We start from the raw sequence: 13,568 nt of genomic DNA, 5'->3' as shown, positions 1-13,568 counted from the left end.
CATTCGTGGCGGCCGTAGATACGCCGGAGCGTTTCCGCTCATCCCGAGCAGTGGGGCCGCATTTCGGATTGACGCCGAAGAAGTATCAATCGGGCGAGACCGACTATAGCGGTCGCATCTCGAAGATTGGCGATGTGGGCGTACGAACCGCGCTCTACGAGGCGGCCAACGTCATCCTCACGCGACCGGTCAAAGGCTCGGATCTCAAAAGCTGGGCACTGGCGGTCGCCAGACGTGCGGGNCCCAGAAAGGCGCGTGTCGCGCTGGCCCGTAAGCTGGCGGTGGTGTTGCACCATATGCTCAGGGATGGAACCACCTTCATTCCCACAAGGCTCAGGCAGCCATGGCCGCCTGAGCCGGAAACAGACAACCGGACAGGTTTCGGGCGGGCACTGCCATCAGCCCCCCNGAGCAAGGTCCCTTCGCCGGGACGATGGACGGGCTAGGCCGCAGCTGTGGCAGCAACACTACGTGATTGCGCGTCGCTAGATTGGCCAGCCGGTCCTCAGCAGACCCATAAAGCAGCGGCCAAGTGCCGACTGCGGACAGAAGCAAGCACTCGGCGAGGGATTAAGCTCACAAGGGATTGACTTAAGGCCCGTTACAGAAGCCACTACGCTGACCGCTTTGCGCGACCACCACCAGTGGTCTCGCCTATGGAGGCGCGCCTGAACCGTTAGGCTGGTGCAGAAGCTGTCGCCCGCAACTGTCCGGTCTTCGGCGGATACGGCTCGATTGCAGCCATGAGGTCGGATGCCGAGAGCAACTTGGCGCGAGCACGCGCACTAGCGCTAAAGGAGCCGACATCAAGCAAGCCCGGGAGAGGATGAACGGGCAACTTCTGTCGGCGATCTTCCTTGTTGGCGCACCTAAGGCCTGCAGTAGCTTTGCCAACGGACTGGCATGGGCTGGGACGACCCCTGCTATCGTTGAGCAAAAGAAGACCGCAGCTACCAAGGGTAAGTAGTAGGGCTAGCGATAGTAGGCGGTAATGTCGCGCTTTGCCAGGCGGCGCGTTACTCCGGCTTCCATTGATACCGTTCGGGATGGGCCTTAACCTTGGCTTCCGTAATGCTTCCATCTTTCCGATCGGTGGGATCGACATACGTCGCCCTGGCGGCCATCAATGCGATGTAAAGTTCGGCTTCATCGGCGTCGAGCGTCGCGATAAACACGCGCTGTTCATCATCCGCCAGAGCAAGAAACCGCTCGTATTGATCAATCGCCTCGGGTTTGGCGCCGTCTCCAAAAGGCAGCCACTTGAGCCGAAGGCGTTGACGTAGGGTTGCCTCCTGTCGCTTCGTGCCTTCGCCATTGATGTGGTAGGTTTTGCCCTTTTCCAAAGTCATCTCCGTCAACCGAAGCCTCTTGGAGCTTTGTATGGTAGAGCACTCAACGTTTATTCGATAGTGGCTTATCGAGAAGCGCGACAACTGGCCGGTCAGAGGCATCGTTTGCTGGCTGCCCCCCGCAAGGGGATGCGGCGCGCTGCCTTCGCCCGTCGTCGACCGAATTGCCATATCGCCCAAGCATGTCACGAAGCCATTGGTTTTCGGCCATTAGTTCTTTTCTTCGCGCGTCAACGCCCGCCGAGCATTTCAACCGGTCTGCCTGCCTAGAATGAACTGGGCGCTTGTCATTGCAAGCAACTCCCGGGCCGACAGGCAAACTGATTCCCCTTCGATCTATTTCTTCACCAAGGACTTCATCACAATCATCCACTCCCCTCGGTTGGGCTTGAACGACGCCGTTATGCTTCCGAGAGTCACTTTCATAGAAACTGGACTCGCTTCCGGCCATCAGGTCATCGAGTTCTTGTATCCAGAGGTAATATTTCTCCCGCAAAGGATGGTCGTCGGCCAACGAAGCCAGCTTTGTTTGCGCTAAGCGCATTTTATCTCGATGCAATCGGATATCGATTCTCACTGCGCGTCCACCTCGCTATGTCGAAACAGAACATAGAGTGAACATGAGCGGCGGTAAAGCTTGAGTCTTGAGCAGATAGTTCAAAAGAATCCGACACCCTGATTTTCTCTGCGGAAGTCGACAGCAACGGAAAGCTACGGCAAGGGCTGCTGCAGCGGGCGCTAAGGGGCTTTATCTTTCAGACGACGACAACAAGCTCGTGTCGGATGCTGGTCCGGCCACACCGAAATCACTTGGTCCGCTTTTGAGCCAACTGAGATCTGAGCTCAGTTATTTCGCCATCGATGTCTAACGCTGGGGCCGAAAACGTGTCGGCGACCGACCCACCCTTGGATGTTTTAGCCTTAGGAGCCGCGGCAGTGCGAGACTTGGGTGTTTTTAGCCGCCTAAAGGCCAAAGGGAACGGAAGCATCCCGTAAAAAGCTATCCGATGGCGGACATGGCGCACGCAGCCGAACTTTGCTACCCGCCGGTCGACTGACGTCCATCTTAAGCTTCGGCGCGATTCCCCACAGGAAATCGCGCCTGCAGTTCCGAAAATCATGCCGCCTTGGAAGACAGGCTGATCGTTCTATACGCGATGAGATCTTCGATCGTGATTAGATGAAGACCGTGCTTTTCAGCAAACATTTCCAGCTCGGGTAGCCGAGCCATCGTTCCGTCGTCGTTTGCCACTTCGCAGATCACTCCGGATGGTGAAAGACGAGCAAGCCGGGCAAGGTCAACCGCCGCTTCCGTGTGGCCTGGACGAGAGAGAACGCCGTTTGGATGGGCTCTCAGCGGGAAGATATGTCCTGGACGCGCAAAATCCTCGGGACGAGAACCGTCAGTGACGAGGGCCCGAACGGTCGCTGCGCGATCGGCAGCAGAAATCCCGGTTGTTGTTTCTGGGATATAGTCCACGGACACGGTGAACGCCGTTTTGAGCACTTCGGTATTACGCGGAACCATCAGGGGAATATCGAGCTCGTCGAGCCTTTCGCCTTCCATCGCGACGCAGATGAGGCCACGTGCGTAATTCATCATGAACGCGATCGATTGAGGAGTGATTGCTTGGGAGGCAATCACGAGATCCCCTTCGTTTTCACGGTCGCGGTCATCGACAACAACGACGATCTCGCCACGCGCAATCGCGGCGATCGCATCATCAATCTTGGAAATTGCCATTCTCTTCTGCCTTTCAAGGGTTGCCGCGGTGAGCGGCGAGCATGGCCTTTAACAGCCGCAATTTTCCCTTGGGCGAACAAGCATACAAGTCGTCGCCAAACACGACGACCCCTGCGTTGCTCTCTTCCATCCGGACTATGACCGTCGGCTCCGGCATCTCACCGGATCTGCTGACCCTTCGCTTTTGCGAAGGCGCTCGCGGGCTCCGAGTTGCCTCGATACCGCCGGTGGGGAATTACGCCCCGCCCTGAGAACATGCGTAACATAGACATTCACTGCATCAGTTCGCAAGAGAACGTCGCGATAAACTGCCGAACACTCCCTTCCGCACTCCGGAGTAGAAACCTTAGGGTCGGAATAGATTTTTGTACTGTGAAGGTTGCGACCGTAGATATTGCGGAGGCGCGGATACCTGACCTCCCAGCGCTGCGGCTGCATGCCAAGGCCAACGAGGGTCGTAGAGTGCGGCCCGTGCAATTGCGACCAGATCCGCGTCACCGGTGGCTACGATCGCCTCAGCTTGCACAGGCTCAGTTATCAAGCCAACCGCCACGACTGGGATCTTGATTTCATTCTTGATGGCCCGCGCAAGTGGGACCTGATAGCTTGGTCCCACGGGAATGGCCTGCTTGGCATCCAGCCCGCCGCTCGATACGTGGATCGCGTCGCATCCCCTCGCCTCAAGCTCCTTTGCAAAGACGATCACCTCCGCCAGTTCCAGCCCCCCCTCGACCCAATCCGTCGCCGAAACCCTCATCGTCACGGGCCTGCCCGCCGGAAATGCAGTCCTAACGGCGTCGAAGACTTCCAGAGGAAAGCGCATTCGATTTTCGATCGACCCGCCATAGTCGTCGGTTCGCCGATTGGACAACGGTGAAAGGAATTGATGCAGAAGATAGCCATGCGCACCGTGGATCTGGACAGCGTCGATGCCGATACTGGCAGCACGTTTTGCCGACGCGGCGAATGCGTCGCGAACACGCTTTAGTCCCTCCTGATCGAGCGCTGTAGGCGGCACGTACTCCGGAAGGAATGCCACGCCAGAAGGCGCTTCAGTTTGCCAACCATTATCGTAGCTTGGCGGGATCTGCTTGCCTCCCAGCCATGGGATATCTGTCGACGCCTTGCGACCGGCGTGGGCAAGCTGAATAGCAATCGGCACATCCGAATATCGGCGCACTCCATCCAGCGTCCGAGCTAGGGCAGCTTCGCTTGCGTCATCGTAGAGACCGACATCCGCGAATGTGATCCGCCCTTCTGGCACTACAGCGGTAGCCTCGATGGTCAGCAAACCCGCGCCGGAGAGCGCAAGCTGCCCCAAGTGGATAAGGTGCCAGTCAGTAGTGCATCCATTCTCCGCTGAGTATTGACACATGGGCGCGATGACGATGCGGTTCGCAAGCTCCAGCCCGGCAACCCGGAAAGGGGAAAACAGAACAGGGTTTGGCATTGGGTCTCCTTGATCAGGGAAATTCCATTTCAAGAGGTCTACTTTCAACGGCTTCCGTTGAGCGGGCTTTTCAATAACATATTGTCTTTGAGTTGCCACTTCCCGGCCGCAGAAATGGTACTCCAGAGTCGAGCTGGCGCTTGGCTCATAGCATTCATATACTCGCCGCTCCGACGCTATCCCTGCGATCGGTCTGCCTCTCTTCGTTAGCTCACCGCTTGCTACTCATTTCTTGACGATCCACACACTGCGGACCTTCCACGATGAGCTTCTGCTGAAGAGGCCACCGTCGACAGCCTCTCGCTTGACGAAATTTCTCAGCATCACTACAAGTTCTAAGGGTATCGCCAACTTGAGATACAGATAGCTCTCTATCCTGGAGGCCCCAATGCGCCGAGTGACTTCTCAACAAGTTCAAACCCGAAATCTTGAGAAGTTGATGGATCATGCGCACATTAAATTTGGGCATCCTAGCTCATGTGGATGCAGGCAAGACTAGCCTTACGGAACGCCTCCTTTTCGATACAGGTGCAATCGCCAAACTCGGCAGTGTCGATGGCGGCAACACCCAAACAGACAGCCTCGCCATAGAACGACAACGCGGGATAACCATCGCTTCGGCTGTAGTGTCGTTCCGGATCAACGATCTGGACGTCAACCTGATCGACACTCCCGGTCACCCAGATTTCATCGCCGAAGTCGAGCGAATATTGCGGTTGCTCGATGCGGCCATTGTGGTCGTATCGGCCGTCGAAGGCGTACAAGCTCAGACGCGAGTGCTGGTACGCGCCCTGCAGCGACTTGGCATTCCGTTCCTTGTCTTTGTTAACAAGATCGACCGGATGGGAGCGCGTTACCTCGACGTCGTTGCAGACATCGCCAAGCAATTGGCGGTGCGGCCGATAGCGATGATGGAAGCGAGGGATATCGGAACCCGCGTTGCGACCGCTAAATCAATCGATGTCAGCCACGATCCGGGTTTTTCGGGCCTTTGCGAGATGCTCACCGTCAATGACGACTGCCTGCTTCGCGATTTCGTTGCTGCTTCGGAGCGGTTGACGCCAGCGCGGCTTACCAAAGCCCTGGCGGATCAGGTCGCCAATGGCCTGATGCATCCGGTGTACTGCGGGGTAGCAATGACCGGCACCGGTGTGTCGGAACTCCTCTTAGCAATCGAGACACTTTTGCCCAGCAGAACCCCTTCTCCTGACGGCCCGGTAAAGGGAAGCATCTTCAAAATCGAGCGCGGTTGGGGCGGAGAGAAGCTCGCCTACCTTAACCTGACTTCAGGCACGGTAGCCGCGCGTGGACATCTTCAACTGCCAACTGGCAACGCTAAGGTAACGAGCATCCAGGTTTTTGGCGAAGGAAACCTGCATAGACATAAATATGTACGCGCCGGTCAGATCGCTAAGATTGGGGGACTAGCCGACGCGCGGATCGGGGATGAAGTTGGAGCAGACGGTCGCTCTTATATCGAAGGGCAATTCGCACCACCGACACTGGAGACCCAGGTCACACCGCAACGACCGTCGGAAAGCCGCGCTTTATGGGTTGCCCTGCAACACCTGTCGGAACAGGATCCATTGATCAACCTGCGCACAAATGAAGATGCGAGTGAAATGTATCTGTCGCTTTATGGCGAGGTTCAGAAGGAAGTCATTCAGTCAACGTTATTTGCAGACTACGGAGTTGGCGCGGTGTTTCAAGAAAGTACGGTCATCCTTGTCGAGCGGCCGATTGGGACAGGACGCGGACTTGAAGTCATCTTCAAGGAGCCGAACCCCTTTCGTGCAACGATTGGGCTGCGGGTCGAGCCACGCCCGGAAGGGACAGGCAATAGTTTCGCGATGGAAGTGGATGTGGGACAAATGCCGGCTGGGTTTTACCGAGCCATCGAGGAGACGGTATCCGAAACCCTAAAGGCTGGCATTCATGGGTGGCAGGTAATCGACTGTCATGTCGCGCTCACTTCGGTCCGACATCACTCGCCGTCTAGCACTGCGGCTGATTTCCGAGGGCTTACACCACTCGTTTTGGCCGCAGCTCTTACTTCTGCGCAAACGATCATCTGCGAGCCCATGGAGCGTTTTCGGCTTGAGGTCCCCGCAACCGCATTACCCAACGTGCAGGTCGCACTCGCAAAATCAGGAGCGTCGACCGAGGAAACGCTGATTGAAGGTGGTATCGCCCAATTGCGAGGTATGGTTACCTCCGCTCAGATCCAGGCTATGCGACGGGTCCTGCCCGGACTATCCGGCGGTGCCGGGGATTTGGAGAGCGCGTTCGATCATCACAGCCCCATTGCGGTCCCGCCTCGTGCTCGCGCTCGCACGGGCGCAAATCCCTTTGATCGCATCAACTATCTTCGGGCGATCTATTGAGACAATCGCGGGAGCGGCACCGCACGCACCGCTCCCACATAATGACCATGTGCCCACCTCAAGTCGCCAAACGAACGAACCCATTCCTCATGGTCGCCCAGAAACTCCCGGACAATGCTATCGTCGCCGATGAAGCGATCACGTCTGCGCGTAGGTTCTTCGAGCTATCTGCCGCCGCAGCCCCGCATGATTACCTGATGACGACGGGAGGAGCCATTGGGTGCGGGATACCTCTCTCCACAGGCGCAGCAATTGCATGTCCGGCAGGAAAGTCATCAATCTGCAGGCGGACGGAAGCGCCATGTACACTGTGCAAGCCCTGTGGACACAGGCCCGTGAAAACCTCGACGTACTGACCATCATATTCGCCAACCGGGCGCACGCTGTCCTCTTCGGCCTCGGGTTAGTATGGCCATCGCCCCGCGTGTACTAATAGCGAAGCGTCCCTTTGGCCGTTATGGACCGCACGATGCCCTCCTGAGGTCCCCACGCGCTTCAGAACCGTCGACGGGAACAATTCCCATTATTCCGGCAGTCCGAAAGCGATACGTCACTCCGCAAGAAACTATGGCCACAAATTCGTCTTCGAAGCTTAGAGCGGTACAAGCGAAGTTACGCTCGTTACCCTCGTCGTCGCGTATTGGGATGACTAGCATCCAATTCCTCGTGCTGCGTGATGCGCGTCAGCTACTTGCCTGCGCGGCGGGTGATAAACGGGGACTGTCATGTCTCGGCATCGAAGTAAGAACACCGAGGTAGAGGCGTATGTTACCGCAATGGACACCGCTTTATTCCAATCGCCGCCTTCAACGGCGGGCTTGGTTGCCAGACCTTAGCGAGCCATAATGCAGCCCCCTCAGTTGCGAGGCCACATGATAACCCGCTCGAGGTCGCGGATAACCTCAGCCTCCAATTCAGCGACCATCGTCTCGTACTCCAAGATAAAGGAGCGGTCAGCACCGTCATGCCGGAAGGACTCCAGAGCAACGCAAGCCTCCTCGTAAGCTTCGAGCAGGTCGCAAAAGTGTGGCCATGAGGTAGATCCGGGCAGTTTTTGAAGGAGTGGGCGTTGCGCTGGCAGCTTCAGCATCAGCCGACGCAATCCAGATTGCCCGATCCCGCTGCCGCCGCCCATTCCCATCCGGTCGTTCCCCAATGGCGGTCCAATACTTTATGACTGTGCAACAGCCATGAGCGGGTGCGGAAGTAATTTACGGTATGCTCTGTTTGCTGTCGCTCCTGCCCCTTCACATAAATTTGCACGACTTTTTTGGGTGCGATTGATAAAGTTAATTGTCACGTCAATGCACGCCGATAAGTTGGTAAAGCTTATCACCTCTAGTTGTGTACTTGTCGGAGGACCCGATGAGAAGTCAATTCGAAAGCGTGCATTCACAACCTTCTCCAGCCGAGGCGCGAGAACAATTGGACCGCATACTGTCGAGCCCGGACTTCGTTCTGGCGGATCGCGGGCGCAGGTTCTTAAAGTTCGTCGTGAACGAGACCCTTGAGGGACGCGCCGCCTATCTGAAGGCATTCACGATCGCGACCAGCGTTTTCGGACGTGACCAGTCATTCGATGCTCAGAATGATCCTTGCGTGCGAATAGCAGCGCAGCAGCTTCGCCGTGCGCTTGAGCGCTACTACCTCAAGAGCGGCTCAATGGATGAGGTACTGATTGCCATTCCGACTGGCGGTTACGTTCCAAACTTCGCGAAGCGGGCCAGTGATGGTCGCGTCAGGATTGAAGACGAAGCGCAAACAGTCCCTCACGCAGACACGTCATCGACCGAGCAGCCGACAGCCGAGTTGCCAAAGCGCGACGTCAGGTTGCTACGTTGGATCATGATCGGCGCCGGACTGATCATACTTGCTGCCGTGGCGATGGCATCTTTTGCCGAACGGAATAATGCTGCTTTGAAACAGGCAGGGACAAGCGCTGACAGGACAACGATTTTGGTCGAGCGCTTTACAACCGATGAGGAAACAAAGGTCTCCGATAAGGTCTTGAGCGGGCTACATAGTGAAATTCTCGTCGATCTCGTGAAGTTCAAAAAGCTGGTCGTCCTCGTCGAGGATGGGAAACCAAACGCCACTGAAGCGACTGCGACATACAGGTTGCAGGGAAGCATCCGTCTGGAGGGAGATGCTCTGCGAGCAATCGCGCGACTAGTCCGCGCGGACGGTGCGGTCGTGTGGTCGAGCGACTACAACGCCGATATCAAGGGCCGGAGCATTCTGGATGTCCAAACGGCCATCGCGCAGTCCATCGCGGCAGCGGTCGCAGCACCATTCGGAGATAGCGATATTAAACCTGAAGGGATTAGCAATTCCAAACGCTGAGAACGGCGGCCCTTGGCATGCTAGCAGAAGCAACCAGAGGACCATTTGTGCCGGACGCAAAGCATTTGTTCGTCACAGATGTATCGGGTGAACGAATGCCTGACCCTGGCTTGTTCACGTGGGACATAAGGGCCGACCTCGTGTACGCGGACGGTGCCCTCGCCGAGTTGTTCGGTTTCGATCCACACGAAACGGAGCGAAGCTTGCTGGTCCAGACCAATCTCGACCGCGTCCATCCTAACGACGTGGCAGCACTAGCTAGACAGATCAGCGATGCCATTATCGCTCAACATCCGACTGTCCGGCGCTACCTATCACATAATGCGGATGGATCTGACGTTTTTGTATCCGCCTTCGGCCGATGCCTCGGGATCGCGAAGAACAATCCCGTCCACTATGCTGGCATTGTGGTGCCGGCCGAAACGGAGCCCGGTCGCGCTACTATTCACTGAATGCTCTAGACGTTTTGACCGACCCGCCATGCAACATCACGAGATCGCAGCAGATCAATGTTCCGCTGGCGAAGCGATCCCGCCTCTCGCCGGTCCCCTCTCTCCGTAAACAACCAATGATACCGCCCTCCGACAAAGGCCCACCTTGCAAAACGGCCGCGAAACAGGTATCTCAGGCTCGGTGACACAACCTACAGGAGGCGTGCAATGGCAGAACTCATCATTTCGCGCTCCGCCGCCGGTTGAGATTTCGCCTGCTTCTGTAGGCTCTAAGAGCTGTCCCTTTTCAAGCTGAGATCTTAGTCGGACTGGCGGTTCGGAGTTGTCGAAGAGACAAGCTCCACCAATCATCTCCGATGCTTGAAGAAGGCGCGGTTGGAACGCCGCGATCCATTATGAGAAAAATTAGAACGACGGGCGTCGATGAAAAGACACTCGGAACGGCACAACCACGCTTAGCGGTTGGCCTAGTGGCTTCGATCTTCGATCTGATCACGAGGTTTTTTGGCCTGAAGCGACGCGTCAACAAAGTGACAATGCTATCCAGCTGGCTCAAGAATGATATTGGAAGCCTGTAATACAGACTTCGAGCGACCTCGGGGGGAGCCCTGAGGTCGTTTATGCTGTGCGAGTGCGCGATCGGGAAGCTTCGCAGATCGCTTGGCTGCTGGGCTTTCACAGCCAAGCTCGTTTGGTCATGCTTGCTGTTGTTGGATTGGCAAAGGCTCGTCAGAATTCCGGCGGGCCCACGTGGCAAGCCTGTGTTCGTACTTTCCGAGTAGCGACCGGTTCCATGCGCCAGCCGCTTTGACGCGATACCGGATTAGCAGATGCAGGGATTTCGGCTGCAGTTTGGCATCCAACCGCAAGCAATTGGCATCAGCAAGCAAGCCATTCATTTTTGCTTATCCCATTTATCCATTGCCCCAGACTAAGGAGCAAGACGGAAGTTCGTCGACGGTCAGACCTAACCAAAGAAACCGACTGAGATTTGGAATCCAGAGGGAGCCCGGAAATCAGCCGCTGACATGGATCGATGTCCCGTCGTTAGGATTGGAATAATGAAACCCACTAGTGAACCAAACAGAGCGTTGAAGTCCGGATATGCGTCAGGAGGCGACGCACAGGTCATCGCTCACATCGCCAAAACCAGATTCGGCGGTTTCGCAGCCATGTTCGAGCACCACGGATGGCCAGAACGCGGCTCCGATATGATGCGCAAGGTTCAAACACGTGTCGTGGAGACTTACGGGACCATCAAAGCTTTCGAAGAGCATTTTAAAGGGAGAAACGAACCGTGAAAAAGCAATCGCAATAGTTCTGGCTGTCACGGCCTTCGGCCGGCTCTCATGCGGATAAGCTGATTGGGGGGCGGATGCCTTGAGCGGTCAATTGGCCGCAAAGGGCGGCCCTAACAATCCAGAATTCAGGTCAACGAAAAAATGAAAAAATTTGCTGCAATCATCCTTGCGGTCGCTGCATTGACCGCGAGTACCGCCAACGCGTCCGACCTTCGGATTATCGACGGGGACACTTTTGAACTGCAAAACGGCGAGACGATCCGGATTACGGGTCTAGACACGCCGGAGACATGGAAGCCGCATTGCGACAACGAGCTGGACGTTGGAATGCAGGCGGCCGACCGGTTGCGGGATCTTCTGGATAGCGGCCCCGTCATCATTCGCCGTAATGGCACCGACCGCTTCGGCCGGACTCTGGCACGGGTCTATGTCGGCAAAACGAACGTTGCCACCCAACTTGTGTCGGAAGGACTCGGCCTGAAATATCAGAAAGGCGGAGCGGCGAAGCTTGCACGCCTTCAGCATTGGTGCGGACCAACCGCCCAACTGGACTATTGACCACCCCCTTGGAGAAATAGAAGTGCCGATAAACAGGAAGGCCCGCCGTGATCGAGAAAGCGGCTATCGGGTCAACTATATCCAATTGTACTTCGCATACGGCATCGAAGCCGGGATTATCATTGCGTCGTTCTTCGCCGCATATGAATTTGCGGGGCGTTACGTTTCAAATGACGCCACGCTTTACGCCTTGGCTATCATCGGCGCCGCCTCGATGGCGCTTGCGGAAACGGCACGTATCCAAACGGCGAAGGCCATTTGCACGCATACGCAGATCTGGAAGAAGGCCATTGCTTGGTTTGGCGTCGTGTGCTGCATCTTCATAACGACGAAAGCCATGTCGCAGGTGACGGAACAAATCTATTCCCCGCGTTTGATCGGCGTCGTTCGTGCGACTGATGAGCTCGCTCGGGCTAAGGGGGAGCTTGCAACGCTGGTCGCCGACAAGGAAGCCAAGGCGGCAATCATGAAACCTCTGGCTGACGACGTAGCTCGCCTTGATAAGCAAGTTGGAGAGTTGGGAGCGACTATTCAAAGCATTGGCGCGGCTCCAAGGGCTTACACCGTCAAGGAAAATTATGTGGGGACTTGCCGGAATAAGAAGGGGCAAGCCCACCAATGTATCAAGACCCGCTCGAAGCTGGTTCAACCTGAATACGCCGGAACGTCGGTAATTGGGCAGATCGGCAATGTGCAGGAGCAACGCGTCGGGGCCGCCAAGGCCCGCGACGAAGCCGCCAAGGTCATTGCCGACAGCGATGTTCTGATCGCTAATCAACAAATGAAGATTACCGAATTGGAGAGTGTTCGCCGAGAGGCCGTTCTTCAATCGCAATTGCATTCCTTTACGGCGATGGTCTTCGGCAAAGACCCAACGGCGGTTACCGACGATGAAGTCCATTGGTTCTTGCGGTTCTTCGTCCTGGTCACGGCAGCGGGCATTGCTGTTGCCTCCACAATTCTGGTCGTGACCGCATACCACCCGATACCAAAGGCGCCGCCATCGAAGCCAGCAAAGAGGGTACGAAAAGAAGTCGTCATGTCTCCGACGCTTGAAAACCACGTTCGGCGCATTGCCACCATGAGCAACAACAACGTCACGCCAATTCGGGAAACGAAGCCATGACCGCTAGCAGCAACGAGAACGATATTCGGCTGACTGAAACCGTCATTCAGGAGTCGCGGGCCAGTACATCGGCTTTGAGGTCTGCGACGCTGCGCAACTATCTTTTCGGCGCATCCGCATTGGTTCTCTGCGCCGGGATTGCCTTCGCCCTCGCGATCAAGGCGGAGAACGAGAAGGCGGACCCCGAACTGCTGAAAGCCGCCATGGCTGAAGCATTCAGGAACATGCCGCCAATCGAAGTCAAAGGCAGCGTAACGCTTGCCGATGGCGCGAAAGTGGTAGTAGCCGATGGCGGCAAAGTTGGCATGGCCGAAGACGCGACGGTAAAGCTTGCTGAAGGCGGGGCGGTCGAGCTTGACGGCATCCCTGCGCAAGTTCCGCAAGCACTGCCGCAAAAGACCGCTGACGGGGATTCCATCGAACGGAGCCTGACGGTCTTTTCGGAAGTCGAAGCAGTCGGGGGAAACGTCATAACCGGATGGGTCTTCAACGACGGCAAGGCCGGGCAAAAGCCGACCGAGCAGTTCTGCTATCAGAGTACCGGAAACAGCCAACTGGTGACGACCAATATGGTCCACCTTGCCAGGGAAGGGGTAGCGATCCCCGCACAACGAAGCAGGATCAAAAACTTCGACGCGCTATTTGCCAAATGCGTGTGGTGGAAACCGGGAGCGGTCTAACCATATGACATGCTCAAAGCTACCCTGCGCTCGTGCGCAGGGTGTTTGGTTTGTGCTCCTTTCAATTGGCGATGACGCCGCACGGCGGCCCCTTGTGACCGGAGTTCGCCAATCTTCTGAGGTCTCCAATTCGGATCCCTCTTGCATCTATTGCAAAGTGATCCAAGGGGCTAACGCACCG

The 13,568-nt window shown here is 56.5% G+C and carries 9 protein-coding genes, 2 pseudogenes and 1 riboswitch; of the genes and pseudogenes, 8 read left to right on the top strand and 3 right to left on the bottom strand.

The features are described from left to right. Nucleotides 1-320, top strand: a pseudogene (locus tag RHIBUN_RS34240) (transposase); the annotation flags it as partial. Between the two features lie 696 nt (nt 321-1,016). On the opposite strand, the gene RHIBUN_RS0128890 reads toward RHIBUN_RS34240, so the two are convergent. From RHIBUN_RS0128890 to RHIBUN_RS0128870, 3 genes are all read right to left on the bottom strand, one after another. After that, entirely contained in the window at nt 1,017-1,358 is a 342-nt protein-coding gene (locus tag RHIBUN_RS0128890) for a hypothetical protein (protein ID WP_210164519.1), read from the bottom strand. Between the two features lie 1,108 nt (nt 1,359-2,466). Continuing rightward, the gene (gene ribB / locus RHIBUN_RS0128880; protein ID WP_025662271.1) at nt 2,467-3,093 is read right to left on the bottom strand and encodes a 3,4-dihydroxy-2-butanone-4-phosphate synthase; all 627 of its coding nucleotides are present in this window, start codon (nt 3,091-3,093) and stop codon (nt 2,467-2,469) included. Nucleotides 3,094-3,207: 114 nt separating this feature from the next. Next, nucleotides 3,208-3,352: riboswitch (FMN riboswitch) on the bottom strand. Between the two features lie 87 nt (nt 3,353-3,439). Further along, nucleotides 3,440-4,543 (bottom strand): NADH:flavin oxidoreductase/NADH oxidase, encoded by a 1,104-nt coding sequence (locus RHIBUN_RS0128870; RefSeq protein WP_025662270.1) that lies wholly within the window; start codon nt 4,541-4,543, stop codon nt 3,440-3,442. Nucleotides 4,544-4,989: 446 nt separating this feature from the next. Here RHIBUN_RS0128870 and RHIBUN_RS0128865 point away from each other — a divergent pair, with 446 nt between their 5' ends. From RHIBUN_RS0128865 to RHIBUN_RS0128820, 7 genes and pseudogenes are all read left to right on the top strand, one after another. Beyond that, complete coding sequence (locus tag RHIBUN_RS0128865; RefSeq protein WP_025662269.1) at nt 4,990-6,927, top strand: TetM/TetW/TetO/TetS family tetracycline resistance ribosomal protection protein; 1,938 nt, start codon at nt 4,990-4,992, stop codon at nt 6,925-6,927. An 89-nt stretch (nt 6,928-7,016) separates the two neighbouring features. After that, nucleotides 7,017-7,318, top strand: a pseudogene (locus RHIBUN_RS35895) (thiamine pyrophosphate-dependent enzyme); the annotation flags it as partial. A 974-nt stretch (nt 7,319-8,292) separates the two neighbouring features. Continuing rightward, nucleotides 8,293-9,270, top strand: a complete 978-nt coding sequence (locus RHIBUN_RS0128850; RefSeq protein ID WP_025662267.1) for a hypothetical protein — start codon at nt 8,293-8,295, stop codon at nt 9,268-9,270. A gap of 95 nt (nt 9,271-9,365) precedes the next feature. Further along, entirely contained in the window at nt 9,366-9,722 is a 357-nt protein-coding gene (locus RHIBUN_RS34235) for a PAS domain-containing protein (RefSeq protein ID WP_245271749.1), read from the top strand. Nucleotides 9,723-11,164: 1,442 nt separating this feature from the next. Continuing rightward, nucleotides 11,165-11,581 carry a thermonuclease family protein gene (locus tag RHIBUN_RS34915; protein WP_025662263.1) on the top strand — a complete coding sequence of 139 codons (417 nt, stop codon included), beginning with the start codon at nt 11,165-11,167 and terminating at the stop codon, nt 11,579-11,581. Then, nucleotides 11,532-12,707 (top strand): hypothetical protein, encoded by a 1,176-nt coding sequence (locus tag RHIBUN_RS0128825; protein WP_198021195.1) that lies wholly within the window; start codon nt 11,532-11,534, stop codon nt 12,705-12,707. The genes RHIBUN_RS34915 and RHIBUN_RS0128825 overlap by 50 nt, the downstream gene beginning before the upstream one ends. Next, on the top strand, nt 12,704-13,387 hold the full coding sequence (locus RHIBUN_RS0128820; protein ID WP_025662261.1) for a hypothetical protein: 684 nt from the start codon (nt 12,704-12,706) through the stop codon (nt 13,385-13,387). Before RHIBUN_RS0128825 ends, RHIBUN_RS0128820 begins: the two co-directional genes overlap by 4 nt. The last annotated feature ends 181 nt before the right edge of the window (nt 13,388-13,568 follow it).

The organism is Rhizobium sp. IBUN (genome assembly GCF_000510625.1).
Lineage (GTDB): Bacteria > Pseudomonadota > Alphaproteobacteria > Rhizobiales > Rhizobiaceae > Rhizobium > Rhizobium altiplani.
Note: the sequence above shows the minus strand (reverse complement) of the source record. Positions and strands in the feature narration are given on the sequence as shown.

Bases quoted from the DNA above. Each gene is read 5' to 3' on its own strand.
- RHIBUN_RS34915 (WP_025662263.1), top strand. From the start codon at position 11,165: ATGAAAAAATTTGCTGCAATCATCCTTGCGGTCGCTGCATTGACCGCG.
- RHIBUN_RS0128865 (WP_025662269.1), top strand. From the start codon at position 4,990: ATGCGCACATTAAATTTGGGCATCCTAGCTCATGTGGATGCAGGCAAG.
- RHIBUN_RS34235 (WP_245271749.1), top strand. From the start codon at position 9,366: ATGCCTGACCCTGGCTTGTTCACGTGGGACATAAGGGCCGACCTCGTG.
- ribB (WP_025662271.1), bottom strand. From the start codon at position 3,093: ATGGCAATTTCCAAGATTGATGATGCGATCGCCGCGATTGCGCGTGGC.
- RHIBUN_RS0128850 (WP_025662267.1), top strand. From the start codon at position 8,293: ATGAGAAGTCAATTCGAAAGCGTGCATTCACAACCTTCTCCAGCCGAG.
- RHIBUN_RS0128870 (WP_025662270.1), bottom strand. From the start codon at position 4,543: ATGCCAAACCCTGTTCTGTTTTCCCCTTTCCGGGTTGCCGGGCTGGAG.
- RHIBUN_RS0128820 (WP_025662261.1), top strand. From the start codon at position 12,704: ATGACCGCTAGCAGCAACGAGAACGATATTCGGCTGACTGAAACCGTC.